14 protein-coding genes and 1 pseudogene are annotated in these 19,049 nt (G+C 69.2%); 8 read left to right on the plus strand and 7 right to left on the minus strand.

What is annotated here, in order from left to right:
• Positions 1 to 20: 20 nt before the first annotated feature.
• A pseudogene (gene mfd, locus AAEX57_RS10595) lies at positions 21 to 3,613 on the minus strand (transcription-repair coupling factor).
• Positions 3,614 to 3,727: 114 nt separating this feature from the next.
• Here mfd and AAEX57_RS10600 point away from each other — a divergent pair.
• The gene (locus AAEX57_RS10600; protein WP_342092213.1) at positions 3,728 to 5,092 is read left to right on the plus strand and encodes a glucose-6-phosphate dehydrogenase; all 1,365 of its coding nucleotides are present in this window, start codon (positions 3,728 to 3,730) and stop codon (positions 5,090 to 5,092) included.
• Here the strand turns inward: AAEX57_RS10600 and pth are convergent, their stop codons facing one another.
• The gene (gene pth / locus AAEX57_RS10605; RefSeq protein ID WP_342092212.1) at positions 5,093 to 5,692 is read right to left on the minus strand and encodes an aminoacyl-tRNA hydrolase; all 600 of its coding nucleotides are present in this window, start codon (positions 5,690 to 5,692) and stop codon (positions 5,093 to 5,095) included. It lies immediately after the preceding gene.
• Complete coding sequence (locus tag AAEX57_RS10610) at positions 5,689 to 6,333, minus strand: 50S ribosomal protein L25/general stress protein Ctc (RefSeq protein WP_342092211.1); 645 nt, start codon at positions 6,331 to 6,333, stop codon at positions 5,689 to 5,691. Before AAEX57_RS10610 ends, pth begins: the two co-directional genes overlap by 4 nt.
• 301 nt (positions 6,334 to 6,634) lie before the next feature.
• Here AAEX57_RS10610 and AAEX57_RS10615 point away from each other — a divergent pair, with 301 nt between their 5' ends.
• Both AAEX57_RS10615 and aqpZ read left to right on the plus strand, forming a co-directional pair.
• Positions 6,635 to 8,278 (plus strand): DNA repair helicase XPB, encoded by a 1,644-nt coding sequence (locus tag AAEX57_RS10615; RefSeq protein WP_342092210.1) that lies wholly within the window; start codon positions 6,635 to 6,637, stop codon positions 8,276 to 8,278.
• 193 nt (positions 8,279 to 8,471) lie between these two features.
• A complete protein-coding gene (gene aqpZ / locus AAEX57_RS10620; RefSeq protein ID WP_342092209.1) occupies positions 8,472 to 9,236 on the plus strand; it encodes an aquaporin Z in 765 nt (254 codons plus the stop codon).
• Positions 9,237 to 9,311: 75 nt separating this feature from the next.
• Here aqpZ and AAEX57_RS10625 read toward each other — a convergent pair whose 3' ends face one another.
• A complete protein-coding gene (locus AAEX57_RS10625; protein WP_342092208.1) occupies positions 9,312 to 9,821 on the minus strand; it encodes an NUDIX hydrolase in 510 nt (169 codons plus the stop codon).
• Between the two features lie 108 nt (positions 9,822 to 9,929).
• Between AAEX57_RS10625 and AAEX57_RS10630 the strand changes: the two genes are divergently transcribed.
• The 4 genes from AAEX57_RS10630 (at position 9,930) to AAEX57_RS10645 (ending at position 15,198) form a co-directional block, all read left to right on the plus strand.
• Positions 9,930 to 10,502: a hypothetical protein gene (locus AAEX57_RS10630; protein WP_342092207.1), complete on the plus strand. Its 573-nt coding sequence runs from the start codon at positions 9,930 to 9,932 to the stop codon at positions 10,500 to 10,502.
• A 56-nt stretch (positions 10,503 to 10,558) separates the two neighbouring features.
• A complete protein-coding gene (locus AAEX57_RS10635; protein WP_342092220.1) occupies positions 10,559 to 11,113 on the plus strand; it encodes an OmpA family protein in 555 nt (184 codons plus the stop codon).
• 43 nt (positions 11,114 to 11,156) lie between these two features.
• On the plus strand, positions 11,157 to 13,187 hold the full coding sequence (locus tag AAEX57_RS10640; RefSeq protein ID WP_342092206.1) for a HelD family protein: 2,031 nt from the start codon (positions 11,157 to 11,159) through the stop codon (positions 13,185 to 13,187).
• A 130-nt stretch (positions 13,188 to 13,317) separates the two neighbouring features.
• Complete coding sequence (locus tag AAEX57_RS10645) at positions 13,318 to 15,198, plus strand: FG-GAP-like repeat-containing protein (protein WP_342092205.1); 1,881 nt, start codon at positions 13,318 to 13,320, stop codon at positions 15,196 to 15,198.
• 3 nt (positions 15,199 to 15,201) lie between these two features.
• Here AAEX57_RS10645 and AAEX57_RS10650 read toward each other — a convergent pair whose 3' ends face one another.
• Positions 15,202 to 15,633 carry a GtrA family protein gene (locus AAEX57_RS10650; protein ID WP_342092204.1) on the minus strand — a complete coding sequence of 144 codons (432 nt, stop codon included), beginning with the start codon at positions 15,631 to 15,633 and terminating at the stop codon, positions 15,202 to 15,204.
• 77 nt (positions 15,634 to 15,710) lie between these two features.
• On the opposite strand from AAEX57_RS10650, the gene AAEX57_RS10655 reads away from it, so the two are divergent.
• Positions 15,711 to 17,336 (plus strand): hypothetical protein, encoded by a 1,626-nt coding sequence (locus AAEX57_RS10655; protein ID WP_342092203.1) that lies wholly within the window; start codon positions 15,711 to 15,713, stop codon positions 17,334 to 17,336.
• Here the strand turns inward: AAEX57_RS10655 and AAEX57_RS10660 are convergent.
• Both AAEX57_RS10660 and AAEX57_RS10665 read right to left on the minus strand, forming a co-directional pair.
• Positions 17,317 to 18,030 carry a copper homeostasis protein CutC gene (locus AAEX57_RS10660; RefSeq protein WP_342092202.1) on the minus strand — a complete coding sequence of 238 codons (714 nt, stop codon included), beginning with the start codon at positions 18,028 to 18,030 and terminating at the stop codon, positions 17,317 to 17,319. The two genes, AAEX57_RS10655 and AAEX57_RS10660, sit on opposite strands and share 20 nt — an antisense overlap.
• A 17-nt stretch (positions 18,031 to 18,047) precedes the next feature.
• Positions 18,048 to 19,010 (minus strand): glycosyltransferase family 2 protein, encoded by a 963-nt coding sequence (locus tag AAEX57_RS10665; RefSeq protein ID WP_342092201.1) that lies wholly within the window; start codon positions 19,008 to 19,010, stop codon positions 18,048 to 18,050.
• Positions 19,011 to 19,049: the final 39 nt, after the last annotated feature.

Raw genomic sequence — 19,049 nt, forward strand, 5'->3', positions numbered from 1 at the left:
GGGTGATTGTAGCCGTCCGCTCAGGACGCGGGCGCGGGCGTCGGCGGCTTGCCGTCGAAGATGTCGACCACCACCTGGGTGGCCCACTCCAGCAGGTCGACGCCGATCACCGGCTTGCCCAGCACCGGTGCGGTCGTGGGGCGTGGGATCAGCGCGAAACCGGCCTGTCGCTTGATCACGCTGCCGGGGTGCAGCCTGCCCAGCCGAAGCTCGCGGGATTCGGGCAGGTTGGCCGGGGCAAAGCGAATGTTGTTGCCCTGTCCCACCACCTCGGTCAGGCCGACGCTGCGGCACAGCAGCCGGAAGCGGGCGACGGCCAGCAGTACCTCGGTGGGGCCGGGCAGCGGGCCGTAGCGGTCCTCGAGCTCCGCCCGCACCTCCGCAATGTCGTCCTCGCTGCGCACCTCGGCCAGCCGCTTGTACATCTCCAGCCGCAGCCGCTCCGATTCCACGTAGTCATTGGGCAGGTTGGCATCCACCGGCAGCTCGATCCGCATCTCCGGCTCCGGTTCGGCGTCGGGATCACCGCGGAAGTCGGCGACGGCCTCCCCCACCAGCCGGATGTAGAGGTCGAAACCGACGTCGGCGATGTGCCCGGACTGTTCGCCGCCCAGCAGGTTGCCGGCGCCGCGGATCTCCAGGTCCTTCATCGCGATCTGCATGCCGGCACCCAGATCGGTGTGCGCGGCCATCGTCGCCAGTCGGTCATGCGCGGTCTCGGTGAGCGGCTTCTCCGGCGGGTACAGGAAGTAGGCATAGCCGCGTTCCCGGCCACGGCCCACCCGGCCGCGCAGCTGGTGCAGCTGGCTGAGACCCATCAGGTCGGCCCGTTCGATCAGCAGGGTGTTGGCGGTGGAGATGTCCAGGCCGGCCTCGACGATGGTGGTGGAGACCAGCACGTCGGCGCGGCGCTCCCAGAAGTCCTGCATCACCTCTTCCAGCTGGTGCTCGTTCATCTGGCCGTGGGCGGTGACCACCCGCGCCTCCGGCACCAGTTCCCGCAGCCGCGCGGCGGTCTTCTCGATCGACTGCACCCGGTTGTGCACGTAGAAGACCTGGCCTTCGCGGGCCAGTTCGCGGCGCACCGCGGCCACCACCTGGGCCTCGTCATAGGGCCCGGCAAAGGTCAGCACCGGGTGGCGCTCCTCCGGCGGGGTGGCAATCACGCTCATCTCCCGGATGCCGGTGATCGCCATCTCCAGGGTGCGCGGAATCGGGGTGGCGGACATCGCCAGCACGTCCACATTGAGCCGCAGCTTCTTCAGCGACTCCTTGTGCTCCACGCCGAAGCGCTGCTCCTCGTCGATGATCACCAGGCCGAGGTCCTTGAACTGCACCTCGCCGCTGAACAGCCGGTGGGTGCCGACCACGACGTCCACCTTGCCCGACGCGATCCCCTCCTTGACCGCCTTCGCCTCGGCATCGGTCTGGAAGCGGGAGAGCTGGGCGACGTGCACCGGGAAACCGGCATAGCGTTCGGCGAAGGTGGCGTGGTGCTGGGTGACCAGCAGCGTGGTGGGCACCAGGATCGCCACCTGCTTGCCGTCCTGTACGGCCTTGAAGGCGGCGCGGACGGCGATCTCGGTCTTGCCATAGCCCACGTCGCCGCAGATCAGCCGGTCCATCGGGACCACCTGCTCCATGTCCTGCTTGACCTCCTGGATGCAGGCAAGCTGGTCGGGCGTCTCGACGTAGTTGAAGGCGTCCTCCAACTCCCGCTGCCAGGCGGTGTCCGGGCTGAAGGCGTGCCCGCGGGTGGCCTGCCGGGCGGCATAGAGCTTGATCAGCTCCGCGGCGATCTGCTTGACGGCCTTGCGGGCGCGGGACTTGCGCTTGTTCCAGTCGGCGCCGCCCATCTTGTCCAGCGAGGGGGCCTCGCCACCCACATAGCGGGTCACCTGGTCCAGCTGGTCCATCGGCACGAAGAGCCGGTCCCCGGGCTGGCCCTTCTTGCTGGCGGCATATTCAATCACCAGGTATTCGCGGGTGGAGCCGGCGACGGTGCGCTGCACCATCTCCACATAGCGGCCGACGCCGTGCTGCTCGTGCACCACCGGGTCACCGGCCTTGAGCTCCAGCGGACTGATCTGGTTCTTGCGCCGGCTGGGCATCTTGCGTTCGGACTTGTCGGCGGGCTTGTTGCCCGCCAGGTCACCGGTGGTGAACAGGCTGAAGCCCAGCCCGGGCGCGCGGAAGCCGTGCCGCTGGCCGGCCGGGACGATGGTGACGGTGCCCCTCTCCGGCGCGTCGATGATGGCGTCGACGACGTGCGAGCCGATCTCGTGGTCGGTCAGCACCTCCGCCATTCGGCTGGCCAGGCCCTTGCCCTCGACGCTGAGCACGACGGCGTCGCCGGCCCGGACCGCGTCGCCGATCTCGCCGACCGCACCCTCCGTGTCACCCTTCCAGGTCTCGGCGGCCCGCCAGGCCAGACTGCGGGACTCGACACCGTCGACCGACAGGTGGGAGAGATCCACCAACTCGCCGTCCTCGGCGTAGGTGGGGCCGGCCTCGGCCGGGGCGGCGGTGAAGCTGGACAGGCTCCACCAGGACTGGCCGCGCTGCAGTGCGTGGGCCCGCACATCGGCCAGCTGCCAGTAGGCGGTGGCGCCCAGGTCGATCGGGGCCTTCCCACCCGCCGCCGCGGCCGCCCAGGAGGCGTGCAGGAATTCCTGGCTGGTCGCCACCAGGTCATGCGCGCGGCTGCGCACCAGTTCCGGATCGCTGACCAGCACGATCGTCTGTGCCGGCAGCACATCCAACAGCAGTTCCAGGCCGTCGACCAGGGCAGGGGTGAGCGCCTCCATCCCCTCGACGGCGTGGCCCTCCGCGATCTTGTCCAGCATCTCCACCAGTTCCGGGTGGTCCGGGATCAACGCCCTGGCGCGGCCGCGCACGGTGGCATCCAGCAGGAGTTCCCGGCAGGGGGAGGCGATGATCTCGCCCAGGGTGCTGGGCATGGAGCGCTGGTCGGCGACGGTGAAGTGCCGGATCTCCTCCACCTCGTCGCCGAAGAAGTCGATCCGCACCGGATGTTCCTCGGTGGGCGGGAAGATGTCGACGATGCCGCCGCGGACGGCGAACTCGCCGCGTCGCTCCACCAGATCCACCCGGTGGTAGGCGGCATCCACCAGGGCGGTGGCCAGCTCGTCGACGTCGAAGTCCTCACCGGCGACGATCCGCACCGGCTTCAGCTCGGCCAGCCCCTTGACCTGGGGTTGCAGCACGGAGCGCACCGGGGCGACGACGATCCGCGGCGGCCCGGCGGGGTCATTGCCGGCCAGACGACGCAGCACGGCCAGCCGTCGCCCGACGGTGTCCGAGCGCGGGCTGAGCCGCTCGTGCGGCAGGGTCTCCCAGGCCGGGTAGTAGGCGACGGCCTGCTCCCCCACCCAGCTGGTCAGCTCGGCGGTGAGCTGCTCGGCCTCGCGATAGGTGGAGGTGACCAGCGTAGGATCGGCCACCCGACGGCCCCATTTAGGTTGTCGGCCAGCGCGGCCCGGGCCGCGCCCGGAGCGGTCAGGTCCAGCGTCGAGGTGGCCGAGGCCTGCCCGGCCACCCGGGACAGGACGGGATCGGAGGCGAGCAGGCGGGTCAGGCCGGTCAAAGTCACCCGACAAATCTACCCGTCCGATCCAAGACCGTGACCCTTCGATGAATTCAGCCGAGAGCGGCATGGCCAGTCAGGCGCTGACAGCATTCCGACCACTCGCCTAGAGTCGTCGCCGTGAGCAATCCCGCAACCCTTGTCATCCTGGGCGCCTCCGGCGACCTGACCCACCGCCTGCTGCTGCCCGGGCTGGGCACCCTGCTGAAGCAGCACTCCCGACCGGACCTGACGCTGATCGGGGCGGCCTTCGATGAGATGGCCGACGAGCAGTGGACGGAGGTGGTGCAGACGGCACTGGCCGAGAGCGGTTGCCCGCAGGGCCGGATCGACCAGCTGCTGGCCAGCACCCGCTACGTCAAGATCGACGTCACCAACCCCGAGGAGCTGAAGGCGCTGCTGGACTCCTGCCCCAGCGACCCGGTGCTCTACTTCGCGCTGCCGCCCGCCATCACGATGAAGGCCTGCGAGGCGCTCAGCACCCTGGAGGTACCGCCCACGATGCGGCTGGGGCTGGAGAAGCCCTTCGGCCACGACGCCGAGAGCGCCCGCCAGCTCAACAGCCTGCTGACCCGGATCGTCCCCGAGCGGCAGATCTTCCGCGTCGACCACTTCCTGGGCAAGTCCACGGTGCTCAACCTGCTCGGCCTGCGCTTCGCCAACCGGCTCTTCGAACCCGTCTGGAATGCGCAGAACATCGATCATGTGGTGATCGCCACCGACGAGACCCTCGCCCTCGAGGGGCGGGCCGGCTACTACGACGGCGCCGGCGCGATGAAGGACATGATCCAGAGCCACCTGCTGCTGGTGATGGCGATGTTCGCGATGGAGGAACCGGCGCGGATCGACGAACTGGAACTGCGCGACCTGATGGCGCACGTGCTGCGCGCCACGGAACTGCTCACCGGCGATCCCGCCGCGGATTCCCGACGCGCTCGGTACACCGCCGGCAAGATCGGTGACCGGGAGGTGCCCAACTATGTCGACGAGGAGGGCGTCAAGCCGGAGAACAACACCGAGACGCTGGCCGAGCTGAAGGTGCAGGTGAAGACCTCCCGCTGGGCGGGAGTGCCGATCACACTGCGTTCCGGCAAGGCGCTGGGCGATGCCCGCAATGGCATCACCGTGATGCTCAAGCCGGTCGGGCACCTGCCCGAGGGCTTCAAGAACGAGCCGGTGCCGAATGTGATCAGCATCGGGATGAAGCCGGAGAACATCGCCGTCGGGATCACCACCAATGCGGAGGGCGACGTGCTGGACCTGGAGGATTCGGTGCTGTTCACCGAGCTCGGCAGCAGCGCGGTGCGGCCCTATGGCGAAATCCTGGAGGGCATCCTGGACGGTGACCCGCTGCTGAGCGTCCGCGGTGACATCGCCGAGGAGTGCTGGCGGATCATCAGCCCGGTGCTGCAGGCCTGGGCGGAGAACAGGGTGCCAATGGACGAGTATCGGGCCGGATCGTCGGGCCCGAACTCCTGGATGTGATCAATTGTTGAAGCGGTTCTGGGCGGCCTCCAGGCCGTCCAGGACCAGCTTCTCCACCGCTTCGGCGGCGCGGCGGGTCTCCAGCTCGAAGTCGGTGCGCAGCGCGGCCGGAATGGGGGCCAGCACATAGTCGGCTGGCTGCTGCCGGCCGGGGGGACGACCGATGCCGAAGCGGATCCGGTGGAAGTCACCAGTGGTCAGGTGGCGGCGCATGCTCTTCAACCCGTTGTGGCCATTGTCACCGCCGCCCAGCTTGAGCCGCAGCTGGCCCAGGTCAAGATCCAGCTCGTCGTGGACGGCGATCACCTGGCCGGGGGCCACCTTGTGGAAGGTGGCCAGTTTGCCGACCGCCTGGCCGGACTCGTTCATGAAGGTGCGCGGCTTGACCAGCACCACCTTGTGGGCGTCGATGCCGGGTGCACCGATCCCCGCGGTGCTGATCCGGGTCTCGACGACGTCGGCGCGCATCCCGCGGGGGGCCGACCAGCTGGCCCGCGCGCGGCGGGCCAGCTCGTCGACGACCATGAACCCGACATTGTGCCGGGTGTTGGAGTAGGTGGGGCCGGGATTTCCCAGCCCCACCACCAGCCAGGTGGTCACTCGCCCTCGGACTCGCCCTCAGCGGCCTCGTCGGTCTCGCCCTCAGCGGCCTCGTCGGTCTCGCCCTCGGCGTCCTCGGACTCGACCTGCAGCTCCTCGGCCTGGTTGATGCCGACGATCAGCGTCTCGGCGGCCTCACCGTGGAAGGTGGCGCCCTCGGGCAGGGTGATGTCGGCGACGGTGACCTGCGCACCGGCCTCCAGACCCTCGATCGACACCTCGATCTCGGTCGGGATCGCCATGGCGGAGACCTCCAGCGGCAGCACGGTGATGTCCTGGTTGACCGTGGTGTCGGCGGCGGCCTCGCCCACCAGCAGCACGGGGACCTCGACGGTGACCTTCTCGCCACGCTTCACCAGCAGCAGGTCGACGTGCTCGACGAAGCCCTTGATCGGGTCACGCTGCACCTGCTTGGGCAGGCAGAGCTGCTCGCCCTCGCCCGCGATCTCGAGGCTCAGCAGCACGTTGGCGGTGCGCAGCGCCAGCAGGATCTCGTGGCCGGGCAGGGTCACGTGCACCGGCTCCATGCCATGGCCGTAGAGCACGGCGGGCACCTTGTCGGCGCGACGGATGCGGCGGGCAGCGCCCTTGCCGAATTCGGTGCGCTTCTCGGCGATAATCTTCAACTCATTGGTGGCCATTGTGGTCTCCTCAACCTTCGTCTCTGGGGCATCCAGATCACGTACACGCCCACGAGGGAGGAGACGAGCTTGCGCTCACACCACGTCGATAACGGACCCCGGAGCATTCCGGTTCCCTCGCCAGGCAACCCAGCAAGGATAGAGCACCGGGCCCGTCACTTCCAAAGCCGGCGGGCCCGGTGCCGTGGGGTTGCTGGAGTGTCACCAGATTCCCTGACCCCACACGGGGTTTTCCAAGATGGCGAAGCTACTCCCGAGGGGGTTCACCCAGCATTGGCATCCGGGGGCATACTGGCAGGCGATGAACACCCCAGGCCCCCTGATCGTCCAGTCCGACCGCACCCTGCTGCTGGAGGTGGACCACCCCGACGCTGCGGAGTGCCGGATCCAGATCGCGCCCTTCGCGGAGCTGGAGCGCGCCCCGGAGCACGTGCACACCTACCGGCTGACCCCGCTGGGGCTGTGGAATGCCCGCGCCGCCGGGCATGATGCGGAGCAGGTGGTGGACGTGTTGCTGCGCTTTTCCCGCTATCCCGTCGCGAGCTCGCTGCTGGTGGACATCTCCGAGACGATGGGCCGCTACGGGCGGCTGCGGATCGAGAAACACCCCACCCACGGGCTGGTTCTGGTCAGCACCGATCAGGCCGTGCTCACCGAGGTGCTGCGCTCCGCGAAGATCAAGGGCCTGGTCGGTGCCCGGATCGACGACGACACGGTGATCGTGCATCCGTCGGAGCGCGGCAACCTGAAGCAGCAGCTGCTGAAACTGGGCTGGCCGGCGGAGGACCTGGCGGGCTATGTCAACGGCGAGCACCACGAGATCGAGCTGGTCACCGACGGCTGGCAGCTCCGTCCGTACCAGCACCAGGCCGCCGAGTCCTTCTGGCACGGCGGATCCGGCGTCGTGGTGCTGCCCTGCGGCGCCGGCAAGACCATCGTCGGGGCCGACGCAATGGCGCTGGCCAAGGCCACCACGTTGATCCTGGTGACCAATACCGTCAGCGCCCGGCAGTGGCGCGACGAGCTGCTGCGCCGCACCAGCCTCACCGAGGACGAGATCGGCGAGTACTCCGGCAGCAAGAAGGAGGTGCGCCCGGTCACCATCGCCACCTACCAGGTGATTACCTCCAAGCGGAAGGGCATCCACCCGCACCTGGAACTCTTCGACGCCCGCGACTGGGGCCTGGTGATCTATGACGAGGTACACCTGTTGCCCGCCCCGGTCTTCCGGATGACCGCCGACCTGCAGGCCCGGCGCCGGTTGGGCCTGACCGCCACCCTGGTGCGGGAGGACGGCCGGGAGGGCGACGTGTTCAGCCTGATCGGCCCGAAGCGCTTCGACGCCCCGTGGAAGGAGATCGAGGCGCAGGGCTACATTGCCCCGGCGGACTGCGTCGAGGTGCGGGTGACGCTGGACGACTCCGAGCGGATGGCCGTTGCCACCGCGGAACCCGACGTCCGTTACCGGCTGGCCGCCACCGCCGAGAGCAAGACCCCGGTGGTGCTGGACCTGGTGGACCTGCATCGGGGGCAACCCACCCTGGTGATCGGCCAGTACGTCGACCAGTTGGAGGAGCTGGCCCAGAAGCTGGACGCGGAGCTGATCACCGGCGCCACCACCAACAAGCAGCGCGAGGACATCTACCGGCGCTTCCGCACGGGCGAGATCGACCTGATCGTGGTCAGCAAGGTGGCCAACTTCTCGATCGACCTGCCCAGCGCGGAGGCGGCGATCCAGGTTTCCGGCGCCTTCGGCTCCCGCCAGGAGGAGGCCCAGCGGCTGGGTCGGCTGCTGCGCCCCAAGGATGGCCGCACCGCACGCTTCTACGCGGTGGTCAGCCGGGACACCTCGGATGCCGAATTCGCCCAGCACCGGCAGCGATTCCTGGCGGAGCAGGGCTATGCCTACCGGATCATCGACGCGGCGGACATCGGCTCGAGGTGAACCGCCGGCCCCCGCCATTCGAAGTCTGGCTGAATGTTTGCCAAGCACCCGGCGAGGATGCGTCGGGCGCGGGAATTGCGACTAGTGTGTCAACTGCCTGATTTCTTGACCTCAAGGAATTTTGCGGGTCGATGAAGCTCCGCGGGCAGTTTGCTGGCCCACCTCCCCGTGGGTCGTACAAGGAGTAGTTGCAATGCGCATTTCCATGAAGTCCCGTCTGGTCGCCGAATTCCTCGGCACCCTCTGGCTGGTTTTCGGCGGCGCCGGTTCCGCCGTGCTGGCCGCCAAGGTCCTGTCCACCGATCCCACCCCCGTCAACATGGGCATCGGTTTCGTCGGCGTCGCTCTGGCCTTCGGCCTGACCGTGATGAGTGCCGCCTATGCCTTCGGCCACCTGTCCGGTGGCCACTTCAACCCGGCCGTCACCCTGGGCCTGTTCGCTGCCAAGCGGATCGAGGCCAAGGCCGTGCTGCCCTACATCATCACCCAGGTGATCGGCGGCATCGTCGGTGCCGGCCTGCTGTTCGTGATCGCTTCCGGCAAGGATGGATTCGACGCCAAGGCCTCCGGCTTCGCCTCCAACGGCTACGGCGCCCACTCCCCCGCCGGCTACTCGCTGATGGCCTGCCTGCTGGCCGAGGTGGTGCTGACCGCGATGTTCCTGTTCATCATCCTGGGCTCCACCGACGACCGCGCCCCCAAGGGCTTCGCCCCGATCGCCATCGGCCTGGGCCTGACCCTGATCCACCTGATCTCCATCCCCGTCACCAACACCTCGGTGAACCCGGCCCGCTCGCTGGCCACCGCCGTCTTCCAGGGCGGCTGGGCACTGGGCCAGGTCTGGCTGTTCTGGGTTGCCCCGATCATCGGTGCCGTGATCGCCGGCGCGCTGTACAAGACGCTCACCGACGAGGGTGTCTCCCACCACGAGCAGTCCGAGGGCCGCGTCGAGGCCTGATCCTCAATAACATCGAGGGCCCGTCTGCCCTGCTTCGAGCGGGGAAGGCGGGCCCTTGCCATGCCCCGGACGGGCTCAGACCGGGACGGTGGACTCCTCCACCTCACCCAGGTCACGGCAGGGGCCACCGTTCCAGCGCGCCAGGTCGGGGGTCTCGGCCGGCCAAATGGTCATCGTCGCCATCTGGTCGGGCGTGAACCAGCCCCAGCGCCCCATCCGGCTCTGCTCGGCGGCGGTGAAGGCGGAGGTGTCGACGTCAAAGCGCGCGGTTTCCAGCAGGAAGATCTCCTCCGACTGCACCAGGATCCGGTCGGAATAGCCGTGGGTCACCACGCGACGCGCGATCGGCCCGCGCAGCATGGCCGGATCAACCGCATGGCCCGTCTCCTCGGCCAGTTCCCGGGCCGCGGCGAGCCGGGTGTCCTCGTCGCCGTCCAGTCCGCCCCCGGGCAGGACCCACCAACCTGAGCCCGGCACCCCGTGGTCGGAATCGCTCATCAGCAGCACCGCGTCGCCGTCGCGCACCAGAACCCGGGCACCCCGACGGGACTTTCGACGACGGTCACCTGGATGTGGAGTGCTCATGCCCCAAACCTATTGCCTGGCTCCGGACAACACACGGACAACAACCGGACAACACCTGAGGGCCACTGGACGCTCGCCCGGACTGTTCCCGTGGGCTTGGCTGACGTCATGCGAAGAATCAGTGCCCTGTTCCTGGCCCTGGTGTGCGCGGGTTGCGTCGCCCCGACACCGGCCGAGAGCCCAGCGACGACGACGTCAGGCCCGGCCACCCCGCAGGAGACAGCCGCCAGCCCGGCCGCTTCCGCCAGCGGCACGCCACCGACCACCGATCCACCGGTCGCCACCCGGGAGGTCTCCAAGAACGGCTTCCGGCTGGCGCTCGATCTGTATCCCCTTCGGCGAGCTGGGGAGAGCGCGCTGCTGACCGCCCGCTTGCGGGTGCTCGAACGTCCCGCCGACGAGCTGGTCAATGCCGACGACGTGCTGTCCGGCGGCGGCTTCGTCGACGGCATCCAGGGCCGGACCAATGGCTTCAGCCTGGTGGACGCTCCGCGCAAGGTGCTGCTCAGACCGGCGACCGCCGACGGCGCCGAGTTGTGCGAGCCCACCTTCCACGGCGGTTGGCAGAAGGGCGACGTCTACTGGGTGAGCTGCATCTTCGGGGCACCGCACCAGGCCACCAGCCAGATCACGGTGCGGGCGGCAACCTTCGGCAGCTTTGACCGGGTGCCGGTCCGATGACGTCACGAGCGCAACGGTGGGGTCGGCCCGGGTGGCGTCTGCTGGCGCTGCTCGTGATGCTGCTGTCGGCGCTGTGCTGGCTGGGCGGGGGCGCCAGTGTCAGCGTCGCCAATACCGACGAGCCACCACCGGCCGACGACAGTCCCACCGCGGGCCGGACCTTCTTCCCCGAACCCTTGCCGCGGCCGGATGCCTACCCCAGCAGCCGGATCGTGGCGGTGAGTTCGGATCTGGCGGGCACCGTCGAGCGGCGTGAGCAGACTGGCCGGCTGGATCTGCGGCTGGATGCCAATGTGTTGTTCGGCAGGGATTCCGACGTGCTGCGCCCCCAGGCGATCGCCCGGCTGGAGCAGATTGCCGGGGAACTGCGTACCAGCCGTCCGTCGGCGGTGACCATCACCGGCCACACCGATGACCTGGGAAGTGCCGAGCATGGGCTGGACCTCTCCCGGCGTCGCGCCCAGCGGGTCAGCGAGGCACTGAAGCCGGGTCTGGGCAAGCATCGGGTCACGGTGCTGGGCAGGGGCGAGGAGCAACCGCTCGTTCCAAATGAATCGGAACAGGGCCGGGCGCGCAACCGCCGGGTGGAGATCCAGGTGCGTCCGCGCTGAACCCGCTGGGGTAGTCTGGAAGGCCTGCCCCAGGAGACCAGCCATGCCCGAAACGCTCGACGTCATTGCCCAGGAACGGGCCCACCTGATGGCCTCGCACGCCGCGCTGCGTCGGATGCGGGCCCAGGCAGCGGACTGGACCACCGCGATCGGTGGCGACGCGGTCAGTACCGCCTACCTGAAGCAGATGCTCTACCGCCGAATGGAGAGCCTGGAGAATGATCCCGAGACTCCCCTGTTCTTCGGTCGGCTGGACTACTCCCGCCAGCTCGGAGCGGAACTGGACGAGGTCGCCCACATCGGCCGGCGGCACGTCACCGGTGAGGTGGGCGGCGACCCGCTGGTGATCGACTGGCGGGCCCCGATGAGCCTGCCCTTCTACCGGGCGCGCCCGGGCGAGCCGATGGGGTGCTCGCTGCGACGCCGGTTCGGCTTCAGCCACGGTGAGCTGACCGCTTTCGAGGACGAACAGCTCACCCAACCGGCCACGGACAGCGCCGGGGTCTCGGCGCTGCTGGAGGCCGAGATCGAACGCCCCCGCACCGGCCCGATGCGGGACATCGTCGCCACCATCCAGCCCGACCAGGACGTGCTGGTGCGCACCGATCTGGCCACGTCGCTGGCCATTCAGGGGGCGCCGGGCACGGGCAAGACCGCCGTCGGGCTGCACCGCGCCGCCTACCTGCTCTACGCCTACCGGGAGACGCTGAGCCGCCAGGGCGTGCTGGTGGTCGGCCCCAATGCCAACTTCCTGCGCTACATCGGCGACGTGCTGCCGGCCCTGGGCGAGATCGATGCCCGGCAGGAGACCATCGACAGCCTGACCTCGCAGGCCACCGGGCTGGCGGTCAAGGCCGTCGACGGCCCGCCCCGGGCCACGCTGCTGGGCGATGCACGGCTGGCGGAGGTGGCCCACCGTGCCGTCTGGGGCCATGTCCGGGAACCGGAGACGACCCTGGAGGTGCCGATGGGCACCCGGGTGTGGCGGATCGCCCCCTACTACCTCACCGATGCGGTGGCCAGCCTGCGCAGCCGCGGCGTGCGCTACCTGGCGGGGCGGGAGATGCTGCCGCAGCGACTGGCCCACCAGGTGCTGTTGCGGATGGAGGTCTCCGGTGCCACCACCGATGACCGGGTGCAGAACCGGGTGGCCAGGATGAAGTCGGTCAAGGAGATGGTCAACCAGGTTTGGCCGGCACTGACCGTCGCCAAACTCACCCACCGGCTGCTGACCGACGCCGACTTCCTGGCCTCCTGCGCCGACGGCATCCTGACCGCCGGGGAACAGGCCCTGGTGCTGGCGCCCAGGCGCACCAAGGCGCCCGGATCGCACCGGTGGAGCGCCGCGGAGATCGTGCTGGCCGACGAGGTCGCAGACCTGCTGACCCGTACCCCCAGCCTGGGGCATGTGATCATCGACGAGGCCCAAGACCTCTCCGCGATGCAGTTGCGGGCCGCGGGGCGCCGGGCCAGCACCGGATCGGTCACGCTGCTGGGCGATCTGGCCCAGGCCACCACGCCGTGGGCCAGCCGGTCGTGGCGCGAGTCATTGGCCCATCTGGGGCAGCCGGAGGCCACCATCAGCGAACTGACCGAGGGTTTCCGGGTGCCCGGTGAGGTGATCGACTACGCCGCCCGGCTGCTGCCCAGCATCGCCCCGCAGCTGAGCCGCCCCAGCTCGATCCGGCACAACCGCGGAGACTTGCTGGTTGATCGGGTGGCGGACGCGATCGAGGCCGCCCCGGCCCAGGCCCGACGCCTGCTGGGGCGTCCGGGTACCGTCGGACTGATCGTCGCCGACGTCCAGCTGGCCCGGGCCGCCGAGGCGCTGGACGCCGCCGGGATCACCTGGTCGGCCGTCGGCGAGCAGGACGGCAGCCGGCTCGACCTGGTGCCCGCCAGCCTGGCCAAGGGTCTGGAGTTCGACCATGTGCTGCTGCTGGAACCCGCCGCGCTGGTGGCCGGTGAGGCCGACGAGGTCACCGGTCTGCGCCGGCTGTACGTCTGTCTGACCCGAGCGGTCACCTCCCTGGTGGTGCTGCATGCCGCGCCGCTGCCGCCCCAACTGGGCTGAGACACCGGCAAAGCGCACGTGACTGCGCCAGTCGTCAGGAAATACCGGGTTCAGGTGCAACCAATTCCGTGGCAGGGTCGTAGTGACAGTGTCGGCAATTCCCCGAACCACCTGACCTGGAGGTCTTCAGATGCCCAAGAACGGCACCCCCGTCGCTCGCGTCGGCCTGGCAACGCTGCTGGCAGTCGCAGGCACCGCCACCGCCCTTCCCCTCAACTCCCATGCCGCCCCGGATCCCAACACCCCCCGCACCGTGCTCTGCGATGACATCGGTCAGGTACAGGTGGACAAGGCCGGCGGCAGCTGGAAGATCGTCGGCGACGCCCCGCTGTCCGTGGCGGCCACCGGCCTGCCCTGCCGGGCCGTCACCACCAACTCCGCCGGTCATCTGAAGAGCTCCGGGGAGCCCGTGCTGCACGTCGCCGTCGACACCGAGACGGTGCTGGCCAGCGCCGATCGCAGCATCGCCGCGCAGCGGGCCAAGGGCAGCCGCGTCCAGGGCGCCGCCCAGTCCGATCCGGCCGGCTACGGCAATGTCACCGCCTTCCCCTACCAGAGCCAGCTGGCCAACTACCTCGCCGGCCGGTCGGGCAATGTCGGGGTGGCCTTCCGCAAGGCGGGCACCAGCACCATCTACAGCTACTACAAGGGCCGCAAGTCCAATGTGACGGCCAGCATCGTGAAGATGCAGATCATGGCGACGGTGATGTACCAGGCCCAGCAGAAGGGGCGTGGGCTCACCTCCTGGGAGAAGTCCCAGCTGGTGCCGATGATCCGGGTTTCCGACAATGCGGCGGCCACCAATCTCTACCAGCACGTCGGCGGCCGCGACGCGGTGCAGTCGGTGGTCAACCGGATGGGTCTGCGCGAGACCACGCTCGGCCCCGGCGGCTACTGGGGCCTGACGGTCACCACCGCCCCCGACCAGGTGGTGCTGGTGGACCACTTCGCCCGCAAGAACCCGGTCCTGAGCGACGGAATGCGTGACTATGGCCTCTCCCTGATGCGCGGTGCCTCCTCCTGGGGCGTGAACCAGGGCCCGGGCACCGACATCGCGGTCAAGAACGGCTGGCTGCCCCGCACCGACGGCTGGCACGTGAACTCGGTGGGCTACAACCACCATTCCCCCGCCTACAGCGCCGCCGTGCTCACCCACTCCGCGTCGGGCAGCCTGGAGACCCAGAAGGCCACCATCGCCGGCGCCTCCCGGATCATGTACGCACACCGCGGCGATGGGGTGGTCGACAAGCCGACCAGCCGTCCCGTCCGCGGCGATCTCACGGGGGACCGGAAGGCGGATGCCGTGGCGATCAACGGCCCTTCCCTCTACCTGCTGCGCGGTCTGGGCTCCGGCCGGCTGGCGACCCCCGCCCGGATCGGCCGCAACGGCTGGGATCGGATGACCTGGATCGGTGTGCCCGGGGACGTCACCGGTGACGGCCGTTCGGATCTGGTGGCGCGCCGCACGGACGGGACGCTGTGGCTCTACCCCAGCACCGGCTCCGGGCTGGGCGACGGCCGTCAGATCGGCAAGAACTGGAATGGCGTGTCGCTGCTGACCGCCGTCGGGGACATCGACGGCAATGGCACGCCCGATCTGCTGGCCCGCACCAGCACCGGGCGACTGGCGCGCTATGCGCTGCCCCGCTCCGGCGGTGCCGTCGCCAAGAATGACTTCGGCTCCAGCTGGTGGCGGATGGTGCGGCTGATGCCCACCTCCACCAATGGCGACGGCCGGGCCGACGTGCTCGCCCTGCGCGAGGACGGCCGGCTCTTCCGCTACACCTCCCAGGGCACCGCACTGGGGGATGGGGCCCAGGTGGGCCGTGGCTGGTCGACCCGCGGCACGGCGCTGCTCAGCGGCCCCGGCGACCTGGACGGCAATGGCACCGGTGACGTGATCTACCAGGTGGGCCGCAGCCTGCAGACCTACCCGGTCCGAGCCGGCGGCACCTTCATGACGCCGCGATCCTCGGGAACCACCATCAGCGGTTACCGACTGCTCGCCTGATGCTCAGGCTGCGCCGCCCTGCTCCCGTCGCGGATCGTTGACACCCTTGGTCAACACCACGGTGGTCACCGCGAAGGTGAAGGGGATCGCGAGGATCCCCATCAGCAGGGTGGCGTAGCGCCGGTCAAAGTCCAGAACCTCCACCAGGATCACTGAACCGAAGGTGGTGAAGGCCAGATTGACCACGGTGGAGAGCGGGAAGCCCAGGAAGCGTCGCCAGGTGGGCCGCACCCGGTAGGTGAACCAGCAGTTCATGAAGAAACTGAAGATCACGGACAGTGCCCACGCGACAAGGTGCGCCACCAGATAGGGCAGCAAGAGCAGCAACAGGCGATAACACAGGTAGTAGACGGCGGTATTGGCCACGCCCACCAGACCAAAACGCACCAGTCGCCGCAGCGCGGCGGGCGCGCCGAAGCGGTGGGCAGAAGGCATGACCTCAGCCTAGCCGGGCCGGTGCGCTACCCTGTGGGACGCCCATCCGTCCCTGCCCCCGATCTGCAAGGCCTTCCATGAGGATTCCCACATTCGTGACCGACCCTTGGGGGAGGATCCGTCGGGTCCCCGGGCGTTGTCTGGTGTGGCTGGTGGCGGCGATCCTCTGGGAACGCTTGTGGGTCTACCCCACCATGGCCAATGACGACCTCTACTTCATGGTGCGCAACAACGTCCCACCTGGCCAACTGACCGCGTCCCTGTGGTGGCAGAACCTGTGGACCGATCTGTTGCACCGCAATGGCCGGACGGCCGACGTGTTGGCGCAGTTGGTCTTCGACCGCGGCCCGCTGGTCACCCGGTTGGTGATGGCGGGCCTGTGTTGGGGCCTGTCCTTGATGGTCTGGTTGTGGGTCCGTGAGTTCATCCCGGATCGGGTGCGCAAGACCCGGCGGGGGCGGCTGGCCGACGCGGTCGCGATGACCGGGGCGCTGTTGCTACCCACCGCCACCTCCTTCTGGGACCGACGGCTGGATGCCACCACGCTCTACTTCATGTCGGCCACCGTGGGCTATGTGGGCGGCCTGGTCCTCTTCCTGGCCGCCACCCTGCCCTGGCTGCGGGAATTGAAGGGCCGCCGGACCAGCCGCTGGTACCGCTGGGCAAGTCTGCCGCTGATGGTGGTCACCTGTTACCACCACGAGATCCTCGGCCTGCTGATCGCCGGATTCGGGGTGACCCTGCTGGCCTGCTGGCCCGCCCGCCGCTGGCCCGTGTCGGCGGGGCTGACCCTGGGGGCCTTCGTCGCCGTCGGGTTGTTGCGGCTCACCACGCCCGGGTTGCGAGCCCGCCAGTTGCTGATGGCACGCGGGCGACGCTTCGAGCCGCTCTACCTGGAGAAGTCGGTCAGCGCGCTGGCCCATTTCCAGGAGCGCCACTGGCCCTACCTGCTCACGCTCACCGTCTCGCTGCTGCTGGTCGGCTTCGCGGGGCTCGCCCGCGGGACGGCCGGCCGGATCGCCACCCCGGCGGCGATGACGGCCGTCGCACTGTCCAGCATCGGCTGGTGCTGGCTGGGCGACCGCACCCTGGTGGCCCTGGACCAGCGCGACTGGCACGGCTGGTTCGTGATGCCCACCGGCTGGCCGCTGGTCCTGTTCGCCGCCACGCTCTGGCTGGGCGGGGTGCTGACGGTGCTGGGCGCCTGCCGGACGCCGCGCGCGCTGCTGGACGATGCCGGCGCCCTGCTGCTGGTCCCCTTCACCGGGATCTTCCTGGCCGCACCGATCCCCTTCTCCCTGCGCGCCTACTACGACCGTTCGCTGTTCTTCCTGTATGCCATGGTCCTGATCTCCGTGCTGGGAGTCGCCGTCTGGGTGCTGGGCAGCGGGACAGGCGCCCTGGGATCGCAGGCGGCCGGCGCCGGCGCGGTGCTGGTGGCGGGCGTCCTGCTCTGCCCCGGCGCCGTCACCTGGCAGCGGGCCTGGGGCGGGCTGCGGGAAAACCACGACGTCTGGTCGCGGGCCCAGCAGGACCTGCTGCTGGCCAGCGACGGCCAGCTCGACGAGGTGGTGCTCCCCCGTCGAATGCCCCGGCGGGACTACACCAGTGACTGGCCCGGTGTCAGGGAGGCCGCCCTGCCCCGATTCCGAGTGCTCTACGGCATCGACGACAGCGTGCCGATCAGCTGGGCCGAGCCGTGACGTTGGCCACTTCCTCGTCGATGAGTTCCCGCCAACTGCGGACCAGCGGCGCATCCACATAGGCCTTGTACTGGCCCAGCGGCCGGGCGGCGCGGCCGATGTGGAAGGCGCGAACCCCGGCGCGGGCCAGCCACGGGACGTGCTCGGGCTGCAGACCACCACCGGCCATCACCAGCGCCGCCACCTCCGGTTTGGCCTTGCACCGGGCCAGCAGGTCGTCCAGCCCGTGCTCGACGCCGCGCGCGGATCCGGCGGTGAGCACCTGGTCCAGCTTCGGCAGCCGCGGCAGCACCCGCCACGCCTTGTCCAGGTCCAGCACCTGGTCAATCGCCCGGTGAAAGGTCCAGGGGCAGTCAGCTGTGGTGGCCAGGGCGGCGCAGACCTCGGTGTCCACCTCGTCGTAGCCGTTCAGGAAGCCGAAGACGACGCCGTCGGCTCCGGCGTCGCGATAGGCGTTGACCAGGCCCTGCAGCCGGACGAACTCACCGCCGTCGGTACCAAAGCCGGCCCGCAGCCGCACCATCACCCGCAGCTGAAGGCCGGTGGCGGCACGCACCTTCTCCACCAGCGCGGGTTCCGGCGACATGCCGCCGTCATCGAGGCTGCCGAGCAGCTCGATCCGGTCGGCACCACCCTCCTCGGCGCGCCGGGCATCGGCGTCGTGCAGACAGATGATCTCAAGCAGGCCGGGCATGGACACATCGTGCCATGTCAACGGCATTGGGGCCCGTCCGGGCCGGAATCCTGCCGGGCGCTGTCGTGGGCGACGATGTAGTGCGGCCGGGCCTTCACCTCGGCATAGATCCGCCCGATGTACTCCCCCACCAGCGCCAGCCCCAGCAGCTGGATTCCGCCGAGGACGGTCACCACGGCGATGGTGGTGATGTAGCCCGGGGCGTCCACCCCGTCCACCGCCCAATCGAAGAGCAGGTAGACCAGGTAGAGCAGCCCCACGGCTGTGGCCAGCACCCCCAGGCCGGTCAGTTTGCGCAATGGGCGGTCGTTGAAGCTGATCACCCCGTCCAGCCCGTAGTTCACCAGCTGTCGAAAGGTCCAGGAGGACTCACCGGCCGCCCGCCCCACATTGCGGTAGTCGATGGTCTCCACCGGAAAACCAATCCAGGCGAACAGGCCCTTGCTGAAGCGATTGCGCTCGCTGAGCAGCAGCAGGGCGTCGACGGCTGGCCGGGAGAGCATCCGGAAGTCGCCCACCCCGTCGGTCAGCTCCACGTCGATCAGCGAGTTCACCGTCCGGTAGTAGAGCCGGCTGAAGAAGGTGCGCACGGCCGGATCTCCGTCGCGGGTGCGCCGTGCCACCACCTGACCAACGTCACCGGACCGGATTCGTTCCCACATCTGGACCAGCAGTTCCGGTGGATGCTGCAGGTCCGCATCCATCACCACCACGACATCCCCGGTGGCCGCCCGCAGCCCGGCAAGCATCGCTGCCTCCTTGCCGAAGTTCCGGGAGAAGGAGAGCACCCGAATCCGGGGGTCGCGACTGGCCATCTCGCGGGCGACGTCGAAGGTGTCGTCGGGGCTGCCGTCGTCGACGATGATGATCTCCAGTTCGGCATCCAGTCGCCCATCCAGGGCACTCAGCTCCTCGTGCAGGCGCGCGAGGTTGTCAGCCTCCCGGTAGCACGGGACGACAATGGACAGGGTGGTGGTCACCTCGGAATGGTAGCCCGCCCGATGGACCCGGCCGGGCAG

It is taken from the genome of Luteococcus sp. H91 (assembly GCF_038433135.1).
GTDB lineage: Bacteria > Actinomycetota > Actinomycetes > Propionibacteriales > Propionibacteriaceae > Luteococcus.

Coding starts and splice junctions, on each gene's coding strand:
- AAEX57_RS10610 (WP_342092211.1), bottom strand. CDS start 6,333: ATGGCCACCAATGAGTTGAAGATTATCGCCGAGAAGCGCACCGAATTC.
- AAEX57_RS10615 (WP_342092210.1), top strand. CDS start 6,635: ATGAACACCCCAGGCCCCCTGATCGTCCAGTCCGACCGCACCCTGCTG.
- aqpZ (WP_342092209.1), top strand. CDS start 8,472: ATGCGCATTTCCATGAAGTCCCGTCTGGTCGCCGAATTCCTCGGCACC.
- AAEX57_RS10625 (WP_342092208.1), bottom strand. CDS start 9,821: ATGAGCACTCCACATCCAGGTGACCGTCGTCGAAAGTCCCGTCGGGGT.
- AAEX57_RS10630 (WP_342092207.1), top strand. CDS start 9,930: ATGCGAAGAATCAGTGCCCTGTTCCTGGCCCTGGTGTGCGCGGGTTGC.
- AAEX57_RS10635 (WP_342092220.1), top strand. CDS start 10,559: ATGCTGCTGTCGGCGCTGTGCTGGCTGGGCGGGGGCGCCAGTGTCAGC.
- AAEX57_RS10640 (WP_342092206.1), top strand. CDS start 11,157: ATGCCCGAAACGCTCGACGTCATTGCCCAGGAACGGGCCCACCTGATG.
- AAEX57_RS10645 (WP_342092205.1), top strand. CDS start 13,318: ATGCCCAAGAACGGCACCCCCGTCGCTCGCGTCGGCCTGGCAACGCTG.
- AAEX57_RS10650 (WP_342092204.1), bottom strand. CDS start 15,633: ATGCCTTCTGCCCACCGCTTCGGCGCGCCCGCCGCGCTGCGGCGACTG.
- AAEX57_RS10655 (WP_342092203.1), top strand. CDS start 15,711: ATGAGGATTCCCACATTCGTGACCGACCCTTGGGGGAGGATCCGTCGG.
- AAEX57_RS10660 (WP_342092202.1), bottom strand. CDS start 18,030: ATGCCCGGCCTGCTTGAGATCATCTGTCTGCACGACGCCGATGCCCGG.